Annotated in this window: 17 protein-coding genes; 8 read left to right on the top strand and 9 right to left on the bottom strand. The window is 57.9% G+C overall.

Annotated features, from left to right (window positions below; genetic code table 11):
- On the bottom strand, positions 1–207 hold a 207-nt coding region (locus V5N12_RS17105; RefSeq protein WP_332900434.1), incomplete at its 3' end, for a DMT family transporter.
- Positions 208–283: 76 nt separating this feature from the next.
- A complete protein-coding gene (locus V5N12_RS17100; RefSeq protein WP_332900433.1) occupies positions 284–1,207 on the bottom strand; it encodes a phosphatase PAP2 family protein in 924 nt (307 codons plus the stop codon).
- Positions 1,208–1,520: 313 nt separating this feature from the next.
- On the opposite strand from V5N12_RS17100, the gene V5N12_RS17095 reads away from it, so the two are divergent.
- Positions 1,521–1,955: a DUF488 domain-containing protein gene (locus V5N12_RS17095; protein ID WP_442904996.1), complete on the top strand. Its 435-nt coding sequence runs from the start codon at positions 1,521–1,523 to the stop codon at positions 1,953–1,955.
- A 194-nt stretch (positions 1,956–2,149) separates the two neighbouring features.
- Here the strand turns inward: V5N12_RS17095 and V5N12_RS17090 are convergent, their stop codons facing one another.
- The 7 genes from V5N12_RS17090 to V5N12_RS17060 form a co-directional block, all read right to left on the bottom strand.
- Positions 2,150–2,842, bottom strand: coding sequence for a ZIP family metal transporter (locus V5N12_RS17090; RefSeq protein WP_332900431.1), 693 nt, complete (start codon positions 2,840–2,842; stop codon positions 2,150–2,152).
- Between the two features lie 329 nt (positions 2,843–3,171).
- The gene (gene ddh / locus V5N12_RS17085; protein WP_442904995.1) at positions 3,172–4,107 is read right to left on the bottom strand and encodes a D-2-hydroxyacid dehydrogenase; all 936 of its coding nucleotides are present in this window, start codon (positions 4,105–4,107) and stop codon (positions 3,172–3,174) included.
- Positions 4,108–4,380: 273 nt separating this feature from the next.
- On the bottom strand, positions 4,381–4,776 hold the full coding sequence (locus V5N12_RS17080; RefSeq protein ID WP_254544856.1) for a hypothetical protein: 396 nt from the start codon (positions 4,774–4,776) through the stop codon (positions 4,381–4,383).
- 147 nt (positions 4,777–4,923) lie between these two features.
- Positions 4,924–6,087, bottom strand: coding sequence for a hypothetical protein (locus V5N12_RS17075; protein ID WP_332900429.1), 1,164 nt, complete (start codon positions 6,085–6,087; stop codon positions 4,924–4,926).
- Positions 6,088–6,188: 101 nt separating this feature from the next.
- The gene (locus V5N12_RS17070) at positions 6,189–6,413 is read right to left on the bottom strand and encodes a hypothetical protein (protein ID WP_332900428.1); all 225 of its coding nucleotides are present in this window, start codon (positions 6,411–6,413) and stop codon (positions 6,189–6,191) included.
- A 100-nt stretch (positions 6,414–6,513) separates the two neighbouring features.
- The gene (cydB, locus tag V5N12_RS17065) at positions 6,514–7,515 is read right to left on the bottom strand and encodes a cytochrome d ubiquinol oxidase subunit II (protein WP_332900427.1); all 1,002 of its coding nucleotides are present in this window, start codon (positions 7,513–7,515) and stop codon (positions 6,514–6,516) included.
- Positions 7,508–8,932, bottom strand: coding sequence for a cytochrome ubiquinol oxidase subunit I (locus tag V5N12_RS17060; RefSeq protein ID WP_254544859.1), 1,425 nt, complete (start codon positions 8,930–8,932; stop codon positions 7,508–7,510). The genes cydB and V5N12_RS17060 overlap by 8 nt, the downstream gene beginning before the upstream one ends.
- A 241-nt stretch (positions 8,933–9,173) precedes the next feature.
- Here V5N12_RS17060 and V5N12_RS17055 point away from each other — a divergent pair, with 241 nt between their 5' ends.
- From V5N12_RS17055 to V5N12_RS17025, 7 genes are all read left to right on the top strand, one after another.
- Positions 9,174–9,713 carry a plastocyanin/azurin family copper-binding protein gene (locus V5N12_RS17055; protein ID WP_332900426.1) on the top strand — a complete coding sequence of 180 codons (540 nt, stop codon included), beginning with the start codon at positions 9,174–9,176 and terminating at the stop codon, positions 9,711–9,713.
- A 209-nt stretch (positions 9,714–9,922) separates the two neighbouring features.
- Positions 9,923–10,894 (top strand): transcription initiation factor IIB, encoded by a 972-nt coding sequence (locus V5N12_RS17050; protein ID WP_254544861.1) that lies wholly within the window; start codon positions 9,923–9,925, stop codon positions 10,892–10,894.
- Positions 10,891–11,184 (top strand): transcriptional regulator, encoded by a 294-nt coding sequence (locus tag V5N12_RS17045; RefSeq protein ID WP_332900425.1) that lies wholly within the window; start codon positions 10,891–10,893, stop codon positions 11,182–11,184. Before V5N12_RS17050 ends, V5N12_RS17045 begins: the two co-directional genes overlap by 4 nt.
- A gap of 95 nt (positions 11,185–11,279) precedes the next feature.
- Positions 11,280–11,657 (top strand): winged helix-turn-helix domain-containing protein, encoded by a 378-nt coding sequence (locus V5N12_RS17040; protein ID WP_254544863.1) that lies wholly within the window; start codon positions 11,280–11,282, stop codon positions 11,655–11,657.
- Positions 11,654–11,935 (top strand): DUF7521 family protein, encoded by a 282-nt coding sequence (locus tag V5N12_RS17035; protein WP_254544864.1) that lies wholly within the window; start codon positions 11,654–11,656, stop codon positions 11,933–11,935. The genes V5N12_RS17040 and V5N12_RS17035 overlap by 4 nt, the downstream gene beginning before the upstream one ends.
- Before the next feature lie 173 nt (positions 11,936–12,108).
- On the top strand, positions 12,109–14,412 hold the full coding sequence (locus tag V5N12_RS17030) for a nitric-oxide reductase large subunit (protein ID WP_332900424.1): 2,304 nt from the start codon (positions 12,109–12,111) through the stop codon (positions 14,410–14,412).
- Between the two features lie 95 nt (positions 14,413–14,507).
- Entirely contained in the window at positions 14,508–14,906 is a 399-nt protein-coding gene (locus V5N12_RS17025) for a group I truncated hemoglobin (RefSeq protein WP_254544866.1), read from the top strand.
- The last annotated feature ends 1 nt before the right edge of the window (position 14,907 follow it).

Raw genomic sequence — 14,907 nt, 5'->3', positions numbered from 1 at the left:
TCCGACAGCTCCAATGCCCGTCCAGACAGCGTACGCGGTTCCAATCGGCAGATCCTGAACCGCTCTCGCGAGCAGTACCATGCTAATGATGAGCGCAACGACTGTGCCCACTGTCGGTAGCGGTTCCGAGAGACCGTCAGAGTACTCCAGGCCAATTGCCCAGGCGATCTCGAACAGGCCAGCTATGAAGAGAACGACCCACGACATTAGGCGACTGTTGTTTCCTGATGGGACTATAAATTTCGAAATCACGTCGGACTGGTTCTCGCTCTCAGACGGCCGGTTAGGCTAATCGTTCGCCGAGGAGGGGAGCACTCACGGTAAGCCCAGTGGCCATGGCAGTTCCAAGAAAGGTGAGCGGATACGGGAGTCTAAGTGCGTACGTGGCCCCAAAAATCACAGCTGCAAGCACTGCCACGACAAGTGCGACGAATACCTCATCAGTTTCTGTTGGATGAGTCGGTGTTGCTTCGGCGATTCGTCGCCACACCACCCACGCACCGACTGCACCGCCGACAGCAGCGACACTATCGAAATTCAGGTTCACAACCAGTCCAAGTACCCCAATCACAACTGCCACGAGTAAGACCCGTTCCGAATCAGCTCCGTGGTCAGCGAGCACATAGAGGCCACCGAGGAGGACAATACCGAGGAGGACGCCAGTGAGCATATCGACGACATAGTGCACACCGAGAATTAGCCGGGATACCGAAACAAGAGCAATGACTATTCCGGCGATTCCGACCCGGGTTCGAACTCGTCCACGGTCAATAACGAGTGCCAGTCCACCCCAAACCATCGTCGTTCCCAGCGCGTGTCCGCTCGGGAAGCCGGGGCCCTCTGCAGTCGTGATACTTCTGAAGAGTCCAGTAAATATCGATGGCACCCATCGAAGTGGCGGTGGCTCGGTCGCTCCCGGAGGCCGCGGAAGCAACAGTAGGTCTTTGAGAATCCCGATAAGCGCTAGATACGTGATGATCAGAGCAATGATGAAGAGGCCTTCGCTCCGCTCGACTTGCAACCGCGGTAGGGCCTCGCCACCAAGGTAGAGAACGCATCCGAGGAGAAACAGGAACCAGACGTCACCTAACTGCGTGACGAGTGCGAACAAGACGATCACTATCCACGGCGCTTGGCCGTGCAGGAGTTCGGTAATCCCTATCCCTCGACTGATACCGACCAATGTCTCAGTTGTGGTAGTTCGCATATTTCGGGGTTTCGACTGCACCGCATCTCGCAAATAGAGTTCCGTCAAACGTGTGAGCAGCCGAGACGGCGGGGCGCTCACAGGTGCTTCCGTCCTGCTGCATCGACCAGTCTGGTGTTACTAGTGAGGTTTCTCAACAACCCTCTTCTAGCTGACTGATTCGACCAGACGCCTCGCGAATCGCTCCGATACGATCCAGCTACGCCAGCCCTCCTCACAGTCTCATACTATCAGTGAAAGTCAGCTGGCCGAGGACATACTTGTCTCCCGGTGGGTTGACTACGCTGGGCATCGAAGACTCAAGACAGTAATTGTGACTCCCTCCAGTCTCCTCGAGGATACGTACGTCGCAGGGCTACAGCATGACCTCGTAGACATTTCCTCGGAGGCCACGCTCGTGGGTGTAGTTCGACGGCCAACCGGCTGGTTCAGAACGGCGATTGACGAGAACTGTTCTGCACTCGGCCCTCCGGATGATCTCCTAGATGAGTTCAAACAGCGTCACGAGGATTTCAAGATGCAGGGGCTGTGTGACGAGGGAGCACATAATGCTGCCTGGGACGAGGTCGGTTTCGACGAGCGGTATCGAACACATCTCACCGAAGCTGCGGAAGCCCAATCCGCAGTCGCTGAACTCACCGATCGTCTCCGTAACGAGGAACACCTCGTCTTGGTCTGTTTCGAGAACACCGACCAGAAACGGTGTCATCGAACGCTTCTCAAAGACTACATCGCTGACCAGCTGTAATCGCCAAGTCGATCGTGTGGCGGAACTCTCAACGCGTTCCGACGACGAAACAGAACACGAGGAGACCGATGGAGAACACATGAAAGACGCGGAGGGAACAGAACGCGCATGAACCATCTCAGTTGAAACAGGCCACCCACGACCGCAATGGAGGTGAGGCAGTTTTCCACACTCCAATCGAAAACGTCGGCGGCCTAAATCGTTGTCAGAGCAAACGTCATGAGAAAGCCAACGGCGGTGGCGACAGCGACCGCAGGGCCACCCTCTTCGAATGCGTCTGGCATCGTGGCGTCGGCAAGTGTAGCGAGGATAGCTCCGCCGGCAAACGATCGAACCACTGCGAGCGTCACAGAGGACACGCCTTGAAGGAACACGTTGCCAGCAACGACCGAGACGAAGAGTACGACCCCCGTCGCCGTCCAGAGCACGAGGATAGATGAGCGCGAAGAACCGGCCGACTGCATCTCGGATGCCCCACCGATTCCCTCAGGGACATTGTTGACCACGATAGCTACAAACAACGGGAGTGTTTCGGTTCCACCGATGAACGTAATCCCGAGGACTACACTCTCGGGGACCCCATCGAAGAGTGAGCCAAGAAAGAGCGACATCCCATCGCTACCGCGCCCGATACGCTCTACGAACAGGATGGCGACGACGTAGACGATCGCACCGGCCAGCAAACTTGCCCCGGGAAGGACAATACCTGCCGTCTCAACCGACTCAACAAACAGATCCGTAGCGAGTGCTGTTATAAACGCGCCGCTAGCGAATGCGAGGATCGTGGCTAACAGTCGCTGCGGCGGTATCCAGACCAATCCGAGGACGGCCCCAAATGTGAGCGAGCCCGAAGCGAGGGCCGCGATAAGGAGAAGCAACAGATCCATGTATGATGTTCAAAGAGTACGGTACTTGGTCCTACCGCGTGGGAATTATCCTGGTCGTACGGTCAATGGTCAGTTTTCCAGTCGTCGCGATTATTTGGAAGTATGGGTCCGGTAAGTTCCTCCACCAAATCGCGAAAGTTCCCGATCTCGGCGACCTCATTGAAGTACGTCAATGACGGAAACATCTGGCCCAGGAGTGGAATCAGACCGCGAATACCGGCTGGTGCGACAGTAATGGAACCGGACATCAGGTAGCCAAGAAGGACCTTCCAAGCATCGCAACCTGTTGGTGGTACTTGCTTTGGGAAGAGCGATTGCGAGATATCCGCCTACACGATCCGATTGACGAATTCCTCGTCGGCGTCGATGCGGGCGAGGTTCTTCCGGACGAGGTCCGCGACGTTCCGATAGTAGTCCTTGGTAAACCCCGCACAGTGTGGTGTGACGAGAACCTCCTCGAACTCCCAGAGTGGGGACTCTTCGGGCAGCGGTTCCGCCTCGAAGACGTCGAGTGCAGCGCCACCGAGTTCCCCAGCTTCGAAGGCATCAACGAGCGCCTCCTGGTCGACTACAGGGCCACGCGCGACGTTGATCAGAATCGCGTCGTCTCGCATCGCGGCGAGTTCCTCGGTGGAGATAAGATGGCGAGTTTCGTCGACGAGCGGCACCGCGAGCACGACAAACTTCGAATCCCGGATCGCGGTATGGAGGTCGTCCGGTGGGTAGACTGTTTGGACTCCATCGAGCGGCTCACCCGTGCGACGAACGCCGACGACGTCGAGTCCGAGCGCAGACGCCCGCTCCACGATTCCCCGTCCGAGTGTCCCTAACCCGACAATGCAACACCGCTCGTCTGCCAGCGTATAGGCGTCGTCCCATGCGGGTGGCGACCACTCCCGCTGGGTCTGCGATTTCACGGCCGGCAGCAGCCGACGTGCGAACGAAAGCATGTACCCCACGACGGTCTCGCCGACCGCCGGACCGTGGATGCCACTGCTGTTTGTAAGGATCACGCCGTGCTCGCGTAATTCGTCGAAGGGGAAGCGATCCACACCCGCCTGAATCGAGTGGATCCAGTTGACTCCCTCGAGGTAACTATCGTGGTAGACCATCGTGACGACGGCATCGTACGGTTCGAGAGAGTCAGCGCCAGCATCGATTATTCCCACGTCGACAGCATCCCCGAGGGCGTCCCGCAACTCTTCGGGGGGAAAGACGGCCGAGACGGACTCATCGACTGCGATGCTCGAGATCTCCATACTCATCGTGTTCGGTTGAACGCGTATTCAAGCGTCCGAAACCTACCGGAACAGGATGGTTCCTACAATCCAGTTCAGAGTCCTACTGACTCCGGCTCTACTTTTCATCGAATTCATCGGTACGTGTCTTCAGCATCAATCGAGACGCTGACTATCGAATAGAGTTTCTCAACGTATCCGAGGTCATAGCAGGCCCGGCTCGGGTATCAACACAGCTCCGCTGGAATGGTTGGAATGGGTTCGCAACTCCTAGATGAATTTCACCGGTGAGATGATTGGTCACGGATTCGTCGCTGCACGCGTATCGCGGACGAATTGGATTACTGCGGCGAGGAGGACGAGACAGATGACGATCATCGCGCCCTGAGAGACGGCCGCGATAACCGAGTCGACTGAATCGCCAATGAGCAATGCGATAATCGCTGGAATCCCTCGCATCGAACCCAGCACACCGAGCACTGCCAGGAGCCCGATTCCGTAGGCAGCGAGCCGTTGCCGAGTCGGCTGCTGGCGTCCCACCACGCCCAAGATGGCGATGACACTGCCGAAGATGGCCGGAATGAGTGCCGTGATGCTTGCGAAGTCAGAAAGAACGTAGGCACCGACACCCAAGACGACGAGTACGATTCCGAGGACAATGCCCAGCATGAATGTGGGCGGACTGGAATTCGCCATATTTGGAACCCTGTGTGGGAGAGGCGTATAGGTTTCCACTCGTGACGAGCTGGCTCACCGCTCTTCGCTGTTTCGGGACGGATGGCAGCGACAGTTCGCAGTTACTCGTTGTCGACCGTCGGAGCGGGGATTCAGTTGTTGATGGGGTTAATCGGCTGGAGTGATCGACGAGGATTGTCCGGCCTGTTGTGCGGATTCGACTGAATAGATCAGGCTCCCTGCGAACAGCACGACACTCCCGATGATGAACAGGCTACTGACCGGGGAGGCGGAATCGACAAACACCCAGTACAACGGTGCGGCAATCGATGGCCCTGCCGCCAATACCGCAATTTTGGCAACGAGCGGCCCACAGCAACCACAGGTACACGAACCGACAATCGCTGCGCCTCCCGCAGTGCCTTCGGTCAGGCCTGCCCGTTCTTCGACTCGCCAGTAGCGGGCGATGAGCGCCGCATTCAATCCGATAAGCGTGCTCAGCATTCCGACGACGATGAGTTGCGCAGGTGAAATCGCTACGAAGAGAGGGATGTGGGGGAGATAGACCTCGAGGACGGGCCACGTCACGAGCTGGTAAATCGTAGGAATGACGACGACAATCCGGTGGTGAGGGAGGCCCTCTTCCGGGAAGAACGAGAGATAACCGGTGATAGAGACGAAGAAGAACGTCATGACGACTCCCACACCGATTCCAAACCGCCGGACAACCGGATCCTGCAGAACCGAACGAAGCACGCTTCCGGCGTCCGTCCAGACAACGTAGCCCACGAGAACTGGTGTTCCCAGAACGATTGCATAGCCGAGCGGGTGTGAGTCACTCGCTGGCCCGGGGATGAGGTAGGGGTACGTAATCCACAACCCCATCAGGATGCCGAGGAAGGTATACCGTGGCCGGGTCGGCCAACGAAGCCACCCCACGACCACACTCATCAGCATGATCAGGAACCCGGTTGTGACCGACATCAGGGGATACCATGATCGCGGAAACGGCATCGAATGCGCCGTGTATGTGGGATCCGGTGACAACCCCTCGAAGAGGACAGCACCAAGCGCAGTCGCGGTGATGCCGACGAAGACGCCGTAAAGGGCGACTGTTGGTGAGACGTGATTCGTTCGTTTGAGCACGCTGGCTCCGCCGAGCAGTCCGACGCCGACGATGGCGAGAACGACGCCATGCCCCTGAGAGAGGCCGCCAGTCGCCGTCGACCCATGGGCGGATACTGTGGGCACCTGCGTCAGTCCGACAAGTACGCAGAGCAGAACGGAGAGCAGCCGACGAGAGCCACGAAGGAGGGGCCGTTCTGGAGCCATTAGTGAACGTTGGCCGAGGAGCCATTTCTACCTGACTGATTCAGTCGTACCCGGTGAGGGTCGCGGATCCACATTGGGGTGCCTCAACCGGAATCAGTGTCTTAACGCAGTTCGTGTTCGATCCATCGTTTGATGAGTTCGTTCACGTTGTAGAAGAGAATCCCAAGTGAGAGGAGCGTCGTGACAAGATAGACGATCAGGCCCGGTGGACCCCCGACAGAGGTCCCAAGGACACCGCCTGTCAGACCGACGACCGTGACTTCGATCCAGGTCACGAGAATTCGTGACAACAGCTGTGGCTCGGTATCGGATCGTGACGACGTCATTAATCCCACCCTCTCCCTCGCACAGTTCGGCCCCACCCTCCTCCGTGAACGGGTGTGAGAGTCAAGCGAACGGCGATTCTGAAACTTGGTTTTCGAGGCATCAATAGGTCTCACCGGCCTCGACAGGCCCACTGAACGCTGCGTAGAGTACGACGAAATACCCGAGAACGATTGGGATGAGCACGCTTGCCATGATCGACATGAGATTGAGCGGAAGCGTGGAGATGATCGCGTCCTGAACGGTGAGGCCTGCTGCACGGTTGATGTACGGGAACATGAGCGTGGCCACGAGCCCGACGAGCGCGAACACGAGCGCGGCCGCTGTGACGAATGCCACATAGAACCGACGCCGACGGAAAGCGACGACGTAGGCGCCTGTAAGGACGCCAGTTGTGATTACAAGCAGACCGACGAACGGTGACCGGAACGACGCGCGTAGGCCCGGTGTGGTCGCGTACGCGGTCCCCAATGTGAGCACGGCGAGTCCCAGATAGGTCAGCGCAGCACGTACGCCATACGTACTGGCCTCTGCACGGAGGCTTCCGCGGGTCTTCAGGCCGAGAAATGCCGCCCCGTCGACGACGGTGAGCGCGACGACTGCGAGGCCACCGAGGATACCTGCGGGCGTGATGAGGCCGGAGGCCCCGAGCAGCCAGTTCATCACGAACAGCCCCAGCAGGAACGGCGTCATCGCACTTCCGATGATGAACGCGGACCCCCAGAATCGCCGCCACCGGGTGTCCGCACGTTCTTCGTACATTTCGGGAGCGAGTCCTCGAAGTCCGAGCGCAGCGAGAATCGCGAACATCAGCAGATAATACCGACTGAAGAGATTCGCATACACGGCCGGGAAGGCTGCGAACAGGGCCCCACCGAAGACGACGAGCCAGACCTCGTTGCCGTCCCAGAACGGCCCAACGGCTGCGAGCAGTTGTTCTTTCTCGTGGTCGTCGTCGCGGGTGGCGAAGAGGATGCCGACGCCAAAGTCGAAGCCGTCCAGGAAGAGGAACATCCCGAAGATGAAGAACAGGAGCGCAAACCAGAGGTCTGCCAGCGGTAATCCAAACAGCGGCTCGGCGGCGAGCGCGTCGATGTCAACCACTGGTACTCACCTCTGACGTGGACGATTCCGCGTGGTCGCTGAGTTCGAGGTCGTCACGTGCCGGCGGGCCGGCTCGAATGATGCGACCGACGACGTAGGTGTACAGGCCGAGCAGCAGCGCATACCCGGTGGCGAATCCAAGGAGTGTGAAGGTCGCCTCCGTCGCCGTCAGCCCTGGAGAGACACCGGCTGCCGTCTTCATGACGCCCTGGATGACCCACGGCTGGCGACCGACCTCCGTGACGATCCAGCCGACCTCGACGGCGACGAAGCCGAGAAGTGAGGATGCCATCAAGGCCTTGTGGAGCAGGTCATCGTCGAACAGTTCACCACGCCACCAGCGGTACGCGCCCCATCCCGCGAGCAGGATGAACCAGAATCCCAGTGCGACCATGATGCGGAACGCCCAGAAGACGATCGCGACTGGTGGTGCCCGTGTGTCGAATGACTCGAGTCCGCGTATCGTCGCCTCGGCATTCCCGCCGCTCGCGAGCCACGAAGCGCCACCTGGAATACCGATTCCGAAAAGATCCTTCGTCCGTGGATCGAGCAGATCGTTGAGGTCAGTCGGAAACGCGACGATGTACTCGGGAACGTACGATTCGGTCTCCCAGACGGCCTCCATCGCAGCGAACTTCTGGGGTTGGGTTTCGGCAACGTGGCGCGCGTAGGCGTCGCCCTGCAGAACCTGGAGTGGTGCCGTGATAATGAGCGCGACGAGCGCGATCTTGAGTGTTTTCTCCCAAAAGCCGATGTGTTGAATCGGGTAACCCCAAACGTGGTGGCGGAAGACGTAGTAGGCGGCGACGCCGGCCATGAAGAGGGCGACCGATTCGACTGCAGCGTTCTGCATATGGACGAACATATAGGGGAAGCGTGGGTTGAGGTACGCCGCGAGAGGGTCGGTGAGTTTCACGACGCGGTGGCCGTTCTCGACGACGATCTCGAATCCACGAGGCGTCTGCATCCACGAGTTCGCGATCAAGATCCAGACGGCCGAGAGCCACGTTCCGAGGCCGACAGCGAGACTCGAGAGAAGGTAGAGGCGGTCCGAGACGCGGTCTCGACCGAAAACGAAGATCCCGAGGAAGGTCGCTTCCAGCATGAACGCCATCATGCCTTCGAGCGCGAGTGGGCCGCCGAACAGCTCCCCGGCCGTCCGCGAGAACGCAGCGAAGTTCGTCCCGAACTCAAACTCGAGGACGAGGCCCGTCACCGTCCCGACGACGAAGCTCACGGCGAAAATTTTTGTCCAGAATCGGCGCAATTGCTCGTAAATCGGTTGTTCGGTGCGGATCTCTTTCCACGTGAAGTAGATGAGGAATGGTGCGAGCCCCATGCTCATCACCGGGAAGATGATGTGAACGATTGTGGTGAGCGCGAACTGGAGCCGGCTCGCGATGACCGGATCAACCATCCACATCACCGCCATACAGCCATCTGGTATAACGTCTCGGTGGCGTTGAGATGATAGAAAGTTGAAGCGGGTCTGCAAACCCCACTTGCCCTGCAGACGATTCCGTAACACAGGGACGTACAGAGACGATTGGTATTGCCATAGGTAGCCTTTCGAGTGGAGTAACAGTCAATCGACGGCGGAGTCCCGAGAGTTGGGAATCCGCCAAAGTGGCCTATCACTGACGTGCCGAAGTACAAGTATGGAGCGCCGACGGGTTCTGAAGGCAGCTGCAGTCGCTTCAACTGTCGGTCTAACCGGCCTCGCTGGCTGCAGTAGTTCGAATCCAGATGGAAACAATGATTCGGATTCACCATCGAACAGGCCCACGAACACGATCCTGATGGTCACAGAAGGAAGTGACTACTACTTCGATCCAATCGGACTTTTCGTAGAGTCCGGCAAAACTGTCACGTTCGAGATCGACAGCGGAAGCCACTCTGCAACTGCATATACGAAAGGAACGGGTCAGGCATCAGTCACCCGCATCCCCGAGGGTGCTAAAACGTGGGACAGTGGGATTCTCAGCGAGCAGGGCGCAACTTTCGAACATACGTTCAAGACCACAGGAACGTACGACTACTATTGTACGCCTCACAAGAGTCTCGACATGGTCGGACGAATTGTTGTCGGCGAGCCCGGCGGACCCGCTGAAGGCAGTATGCCGCCCGATGGAGACGTACCTGAGAGTCAAACGATTGTTGACCAAGGCGCAGTTTCGTATAGCGGCTTTTCTGAGTGAGGACGTTCTCTCACTCGCTAGGTGATGGATTTCCAGAGGAACACGTATCAAATCCTAATAGCACGAAACTTCGTTGCCTTCTTGTAAACCACATTGGCGGATTCCCATCCGTTGGGAATGCGCCATGTATTCTTCGGGAGCCCCGCCCCATCATTGCTAGAGACACCCACTCGGAGCGATCAGAGGAAGAAATCCGAGTCCCAGCACTCATGAGTAATACGCAGCTCAATATCGAAGACGGTCGTCCCGATGAATCGCAATCGGTCACCGAGTCACAGCCCCGTTCATCATGTCCAGAATGCGACGGTCAGATCGTTCGAGACGACGAGCACGGTGAGACAACCTGTGAGGAGTGTGGATTGGTTCTTGATGAGGCGTCCATTGACCGGGGGCCAGAGTGGCGAGCCTTCCATAGCGACGAAAAAGACGAGAAAAGCCGTGTCGGAGCGCCGACGACCCACCTCATGCATGACAAGGGACTCAGCACGACGATCAGCTGGCAGAATAAAGATGCGTACGGGCAAGCAGTCTCCAATCAAAAGCGAGAACAGATGCAGCGCCTGCGAACGTGGGATGAACGGTTTCGGACGAAAGACGCTCACGAACGGAATCTCAAACAAGCACTCGGGGAGATTAGTCGCATGGCTTCCGCCCTCGATGTGCCAGAACCGGTACGTGAAACTGCGGGCGTGCTCTATCGGCGAGCAGTCGATGAAGACCTCCTTCCAGGTCGATCCATCGAAGGAATGGCAACAGCTGCACTGTACGCCGCAGCCAGGCAACACGGGACACCACGCCCGTTGTCCGAATTCGCAGAAGTCAGTCGCGTAGAGAAAATCCGCATACAGCGTGCATACCGGTATCTCTCCCGAGAACTCGGCTTGCAAATCGAGCCAGCGGATCCACTCGAATACGTCCCGCAATTCGCATCAGCGCTGAGTGTGAGCGACGAGGCGACCCGCCAAGCTCGCGATCTCCTCACGACTGCAAAGGCACAGGGTGCCCATAGCGGGAAAAGTCCCGCTGGCCTCGCAGCGGCCGCACTCTACGCGGCAACGCACCTCACGAATGAGCAGCTGACACAGGAGACGGTGAGCAACGCCGCCCACATAAGCAAAGTAACCATTCGGAATCGGTATCAGGAGCTGCTTGACGTCTATGCTGAGGAGGGTTATGCATGATGAACGAGCCAGCAGAATCGCGCCGCGAAGAGTTACCGGCTGCTGGCCGCGCGAGGGACGTGATGGGTGAACTCAGTCGCGAAACCGATCAGGAGATACTCGAGATACTCGTCGCGGATTCGCCACTCTATGTGATGGAAATTGCCAAAATTGCAGAACGCCATCCGATCACCGTAGACCAAATATGTGCGCGGCTTCACGAACACGGGCAGATTCGTCCAGTCGGTCGAGGGCTCTATGACATCACTGAGGAAGGAAAACGACGGTTTGGAGAAGGTTCAGATTCGTGATGCCGAGGTTCTGCTAGCGGGCAAAGCTGGATCCACTCTTTGTCGGTTGGGTCGTAACCGGATAGCCTTTCCCGAGTACCTACCAAATTCAAACAATGGTGCGCAATTCAGCGTCATCTGAGGACTCTCCGTCGCTGCAGGCGGTCCTTGATGCGCTGGATGACGCCGACTGTCGAGCCATCCTCCGTGAAACAGCTGAACCCATGACCGCAACCGAACTCATCGACATCTGTGACATTCCCAAATCAACGTTGTATCGGAAGCTCGAACTCCTCAGCGACGCTTCGCTCGTCCGCGAGCAGGACACAATCAACCCCGGCGGTGGTCGAACCACAAAATACGAACGCGACTTTGACGACGTGATGATCTCCATGGACGATGACAACGACTTCTCGGTGACGGTCGAACGTCCGCCACGGAACGCCGATGAACGGCTCGCCGATATCTGGTCGAAGATGGGTGATGAGCTATGATTTGGGTTGAAACGGCCATCATCGTCGTGAAGACGGTGATTTTACTCCTCGGAAGCGGAATCACATATATTGCGTTTAAAGCATATCGGCGGACTGGGACCCCGTCGCTACGTGTTCTTGGAATCGGATTTGGCGTCGTTACGTTTGGTGCATTGCTTGCAGGAATCGCCCATCAACTTCTTTCGGTTTCGTTCCAGATGGGCATCTTGATCAATAGCGTACTCGTCGCAATTGGATTGGCTATCGTTATGTACTCGCTCTACCTTGAACGTGGATAATTCTTAGAAATTTCTACCCTCTATATCGAAGTGCCGCTCAAAACACGCCATTAGGTGAGGATAGATCGACTCTATCGGACTTCTTTGATACATTCATCTGCAGGGGATAACCTCACGCCGGTCGCATCGGATAAATGTGAAAACTTAGTGTGGCTGGCGTTACCATTAAACACATGGAAATTTCCCGACAAACAATTGCGAAAGCACTGGTGACTGTGTTCGTCATCAATCTGATCGTGATGGGAGTTGGGGCATACTATTCCTCCCAGCAGGTTCCCCCGATCCCACAAGAAGTAGTCGGACCCGATGGAGACGTCATCGCGACTGAATCGCAGGTCCAAGCCGGGAAAGTGGCCTTCCAACAAGACGGACTCATGAATCATGGGTCAATTCTGGGTAATGGCGCGTACTTCGGTGTCGATTACACTGCCGATACGCTCGATTTGAAAGTCGAGTTCATGCAGGAATACTACGCACAGGAACGTTTCGACGAATCCTACGCAGCGCTCGGATCTCCCGAGAAAGGCAGTATCGACAGCCTCGTCCGTGATGACCTGGATGCGTCGTTCAAGCGGGGCACGGAGACCGTACAGTACTCCGCTGCAGAGGCGTACGCCCACCAGCAAGTTCGGGAGGTCTATGTCGAGCGGTATCACGATGGTGCGCTCGACCGGGGCGTGCCAGCGAATATGATGGACTCCGAGGAAGACGCTCGCCGATTCGCTGACTTCGCCCTCTGGACTGCGTGGATTTCCCATACTGACCGCCCGGGAAGTGACCACAGCTTCACGAACGAGTGGCCCTACCAGCCGGCGGCAGGGAACACCCCAACCGGGTCGACGATGATCTGGAGCGTCATCAGTATGGTGCTCCTCATCGCAGCTGTCGGAATCGGCGTGTTTGCGTACAAATCCGTCGAACTTCCCGAACCGAAGGTCAACAACCTCGAGATTCCGGCCCCCGATGAAATCAGTTTGACGCCCAGTCAGCGTGCTGCGACTCGATTCATCCCCCTTGCAGGAGCGCTGTTCGCCCTACAGGTCCTTCTCGGTGGCTTACTGGCTCACTACTACGTCGAGCGGCACGCATTTTTCGGTGTTGAAGAGGTGTTCGGCGTCAACATCGTGCAGGTGTTCCCGTTCGCACTGGCGAAGACGTTCCACCTTGATCTGGGCATCCTCTGGATTGCGTCGCTCTGGCTCGGTGCTGGACTGTTTCTCCCGCCACTGCTGACCAATCACGAACCCGATCGGCAGCGGACCTTCATTCACGTCCTCCTCGGTGCGCTCATCGTCGCCGCAGTCGGAGGTCTCGTCGGGATCTGGCTCGGCGCTCAGGGCTACATTGACGGCCCGCTCTGGTGGATCATCGGGAACGAGGGCCTCGAATACCTCGAAGTCGGGCGGCTCTGGCAGGTTGGCCTCCTCGTTGGCTTCGTGCTGTGGACGGCCCTCGTCTGGCGGGGATTCAAACCCATGCTGCGACGGGAAGCGCGGTACGGTCTCGCGCACATGATCATCTACGCTGGCGGCTCCATCGGGCTGCTGTTCACCGCCGGAATGCTGTACACTCCCCAGACGAACATCGTGATGACGGAGTTCTGGCGCTGGTGGGTCGTCCACATGTGGGTCGAGGGTGCCTTCGAATTCTTCATCGTCGCGGTGGTCGGCCTGACGCTCGTGAGTTTGGGCCTGCTCCGGAAGTCCTCGGCCGAGAAGGCTGTGGCGTTCCAGGCGCTGTTCGTGATGGGGTCAGGTATCATCGGGGCCTCCCACCACTACTGGTGGGTCGGCCAGCCTGACATCTGGATTCCGTTCGGCTCGGTCTTCTCGACGCTCGAACTCATCCCGCTCATCCTCATTCTCTTCGAGGCGATGGGGCAGTATCGCGCGCTCGCGACAAGTGACGAGACGTTCCCGTACACGCTCCCGTTCATGTTCATCATCGCCAGTGGGTTCTGGAACTTCCTCGGCGCCGGCGTGCTGGGGTTTTTCATCAATCTCCCACTCGTCAACTACTACGAGCACGGCACCTACCTGACGGTTGGGCACGCTCACGCCGCGATGTTCGGCGCGTTCGGCTTCCTCGCGCTCGGGATGGCGACCTACATGTTGCGTATCTCGACGAAGCCCAGCGAGTGGACCGAGCGCCGCCTCCGGTGGGCATTCTGGCTCTGGAACGTCGGCCTCGCCGTCATGGTGTTCGTCTCCGTCCTTCCCGTCGGATTCCTCCAGCTGGAGACGGCGTTCACGCAGAGCTACGCCGCCGCACGGAGTCTCGCGTTCTACAACAGCGACATCATCCAGTTCCTCTTCTGGGCGCGGCTCCCCGGAGACACGATGATCATCCTTGGGACGTTCGTCTTTCTCTACGATATGGTGGCCAAGCGATTCACGTTGCGCTCGGTCTCCATGCCAAGCGATACACCCGGTCGGGGGACAATTCCCGACCGAGTGATGGCTGAAGACGACGATTGATCGCGAGGAAAACCAGCGACGTCCTCACGTCCGAATCGTTTTCCGTCCTCGATTTCACAACTCCCTTGGTCGCCTCGCTAGAAGCCAGTCACGGAATGAGCGAGGTCAACACAGTGTTCGATCGTCTCGGTGGTCACGAGGCAGTCGAAAGCGTCGTGAACGACTTCTACGACCGTGTCTTGAATGACGAGAGCGTCATTCACCACTTCGAGGATAGCAACACGACGGAACTCCGGGCTCATCAAGTCCAATTTATCTCGGCAGTAACCGGCGGTCCGGTCGAGTACTCTGGAGACGATATGCGCGACGCTCACAGGGGAATGGGCATCACCGACACCGAGTTCGATGTCGTGGCAGGGCACTTGGATACTGCACTCGCTGAAAACGGGGTCTCCGATGAAGACCGTGAACAGGTTCTCGAGACGGTTGAGGAGTTGCGTCCCGAAATCGTAGAGACCACGGAGAATGGCGAAACGAGTTCGGCGACCTCGTGAC

Source organism: Haladaptatus sp. CMSO5 (assembly GCF_036689885.1).
Taxonomy (GTDB): domain Archaea; phylum Halobacteriota; class Halobacteria; order Halobacteriales; family Halococcaceae; genus QDMS2.
The sequence above is the reverse complement of the archived record's forward strand: the minus strand, read 5'-3'. Positions and strand labels throughout refer to the sequence as shown.